This window comes from Photobacterium sp. OFAV2-7, from assembly GCF_022347985.1.
Taxonomy (GTDB): domain Bacteria; phylum Pseudomonadota; class Gammaproteobacteria; order Enterobacterales; family Vibrionaceae; genus Photobacterium.
The window spans coordinates 1-3319 of record NZ_JAKRFQ010000587.1; the positions used below are offsets into that span (position 1 = coordinate 1).

Annotated in this window: 2 protein-coding genes; both read left to right on the forward strand. The window is 48.7% G+C overall.

Annotated elements, in window-relative coordinates:
• On the forward strand, positions 1-1107 hold a 1107-nt coding region (gene guaA, locus MHN01_RS21315), incomplete at its 5' end, for a glutamine-hydrolyzing GMP synthase (protein ID WP_239413316.1).
• A gap of 397 nt (positions 1108-1504) precedes the next feature.
• Complete coding sequence (locus MHN01_RS21320) at positions 1505-3064, forward strand: AbgT family transporter (RefSeq protein ID WP_239413317.1); 1560 nt, start codon at positions 1505-1507, stop codon at positions 3062-3064.
• Positions 3065-3319 lie beyond the last annotated feature (255 nt).

Here is a 3319-nt window from a genome sequence, read left to right on the forward strand (position 1 = left end):
GCAGAAACCGATACCTGTCCTTATGCTGCAATGGCCAATGAAGAGAAGCACTTCTACGGCGTTCAGTTCCACCCTGAAGTTACGCACACCCGCCAGGGGATGCGCATTATCGAAAACTTCGTGCTGAACATCTGTGGTTGTGAAAAGCTTTGGACGTCGGCCAATATTATTGAAGACGCCGTTGCCCGCATCAAAGAGCAGGTGGGTGACGACGAGGTGATCCTTGGCCTGTCCGGCGGTGTTGACTCATCGGTGGTGGCAATGCTTATCCACCGTGCCATCGGTGACAAGCTAACCTGTGTATTTGTCGACAACGGTCTGCTTCGTCTGAACGAAGGCGAGCAGGTGATGGAGATGTTTGGCGATCACTTTGGCCTCAACATTGTTCACGTGAACGCTGAAAACCGTTTCCTTGACGCACTGGCTGGCGAAGCGGATCCGGAAGCCAAGCGTAAGATCATTGGTCACGTCTTTGTTGATGTGTTCGACGAAGAGTCGAAGAAACTTGAGAATGCGAAATGGCTGGCACAAGGCACTATCTACCCGGATGTGATTGAATCGGCGGCATCTAAAACGGGTAAAGCGCACGTTATCAAGTCTCACCATAACGTCGGCGGCCTGCCGGAAGACATGGAAATGGGCTTGGTTGAACCGCTTAAAGAGCTGTTTAAAGATGAAGTTCGCAAGATTGGTCTGGAACTGGGCTTGCCATACAACATGCTTTACCGCCATCCGTTCCCGGGGCCTGGCCTGGGTGTTCGTGTACTGGGCGAAGTGAAGAAAGAGTACTGTGACTTGCTGCGCCGCGCTGATGCAATCTTTATTGAAGAGCTGCACAATGCTGATCTGTACCACAAAGTGTCTCAGGCCTTCACCGTATTCCTGCCGGTACGTTCGGTTGGTGTAATGGGCGACGGTCGTAAGTACGACTGGGTAGTATCGCTACGTGCTGTCGAGACAATCGACTTTATGACCGCGCACTGGGCCCACCTGCCATATGATTTCCTTGGCAAGGTATCGAACCGTATTATTAACGAAGTCGATGGGATCTCCCGTGTGGTTTACGATGTTTCCGGTAAACCGCCAGCGACAATCGAGTGGGAATAAGTTTACTGCGTTGACAGAAGCTTTGATGCTTCGCCTCTGTTATTGACTGGGCGAAGTCGTTGAAAAAGGCACCTTCGGGTGCCTTTTTTCGTTTTGATCCTAGTGAGCTAGAAGATAAATGCTAATGGGCAATAAAAACGAAGTGCTGGTTTGCTTGTAGGTATTGTTGTTGAGCAAATGATTCTGGTGTGTTAAAAGATCGTTGGTGATAGGTTCTGTATTAATACTTTTTTACAAAATATCCTTGTGCTTTATGGTTGTTTGTTGGGTTTGTGTGCGTTTTATTGCCTTGATTTCATTACAATCATCTAATAACCCGAGAGGGATATTTGATTGGCGACAAAACTATAAATTCAGCGCCGCAACTATACACATCATCAACAGCCATGGAGTTCCCATGAGTAATGAAGCAGTACAGAAAGCACCCGATGCACCATCGAGTGCGATGGATAAGTTCTTAAACTTCATAGAACGCGCAGGTAATAAAATCCCCGATCCGGCCCTACTTTTTTTCTGGGGACTCGTCATCGTCTGGGCCTTGTCAGCACTACTTTCTCAGTTCGAGTTTGGACTGATCCACCCTGTTACAGGACAAGCCATTGAGATCAACAACCTTCTGACAGGCCAGTCCCTGGCAGGGTTCCTGTCTGGTATGGTAAAAACCTTTACCGGATTTGCACCGCTTGGCATTGTATTGGTAGCGATGCTGGGTGTCGGTGTCGCAGAAGCCTCCGGGTTCATTAACACCGGCCTGAAGAAAATGCTTAACTTCACGCCAGCCAAGCTGCTTACACCAATGCTTATCTTGGTGGCGATTGTTTCCCACACTGCCGCAGATGCCGGCTACGTCCTGGTTATTCCTCTAGGTGGTATTATTTTCCATGCTGCGGGTCGTCATCCGTTAGCGGGTATCGCCGCGGCATTTGCTGGTGTATCGGGTGGCTTCTCGGCTAACTTTATTCCTTCGGGCATTGACCCGCTATTGGCTGGCTTTACTCAGTCTGCTGCGCAAATTCTTGACCCTGAGTATGTCGTTAACCCGCTGTCTAACTTGCTGTTTACTGGCCTGTCCTCAATTATTGTTGTAGCGATCGGCTGGTATGTCACTGAGAAAATCATCGAGCCACGCCTGAGCAAGACACCAATCGATGACGATGCGGAAGAAGCGCCGGATCTGGGCTCATTCACTGACACTGAATCAAAAGCTTTCAATCGCGCCGGCTGGGCAATGGTTATCGGTATCGTGGCATTGGTGGCGGCCGTTTTCCCAGAAACTTCGCCACTGCGCTCACCAGAAGGTGAAATAACGGCCTTTACTGCACCGCTGATGCAGTCGATTGTGCCGCTGATCTTTATCCTGTTCATTATTCCGGGTGTGGTATACGGGCGTGTGTCAGGCTCGTTCAAATCGAGTGACGATATTATCAAGGCAATGTCGGCGACTATGGGAACCATGGGCGGCTATATTGTAATGGCCTTCTTCTGTGCCCAGTTCCTGGCTGCATTCAGCCAGTCTAACCTTGGTACATTGTTGGCACTATCGGGAGCCGATCTGCTGAAAGCCATGAACCTGCCAGGTCAGATCACCATTGTTGGTATGATTCTTCTGACTGCGTTTGTCAATCTGCTGGTTGGCTCGGCATCGGCGAAGTGGGCCTTGATTGGCCCAATCTTGGTGCCAATGCTGATGGCAGTTGGTATTTCTCCTGAACTGACTCAGGCGGCGTACCGTGTGGGTGATTCTGTATCCAATATCATTTCACCACTGATGGTGTTCTTCCCGCTGGTGGTGGTCTATACCCAGCGTTATGTGAAGAGTTCAGGTATTGGTACGCTGGCTTCACTGATGATGCCGTACTCGATTGCCATGCTGATTGGCTGGACAATCTTCCTGTTGGCCTACTGGGCGATTGGTATCCCGCTGGGTATTCAGGCACCGTACACATACAGCATGTAACCAATACTGTTACTGTTTGTTATCAAGCCCCGTACTGCGGGGCTTTTTATTGGTGGGAATGATAATAAATACCCGAAGCGTATAAAATTCTAATCAATTGTATTTCTGTAATTTTTTGTTCTAAAAATTATTATTTCGGTAGTTTGTTTTGTGTTGGTTGTTAATGCCAATTTTATGCTGTTACTCTTTCCTTATTCTCTGAAATTTAAGTTTTTGGTGGTTTATTAATCTTACCGGGCGATCAGCGGCCATTCG

Excerpts from the sequence above, each read along its gene's own strand:
- MHN01_RS21320 (WP_239413317.1), top strand. The coding sequence starts at position 1,505 with ATGAGTAATGAAGCAGTACAGAAAGCACCCGATGCACCATCGAGTGCG.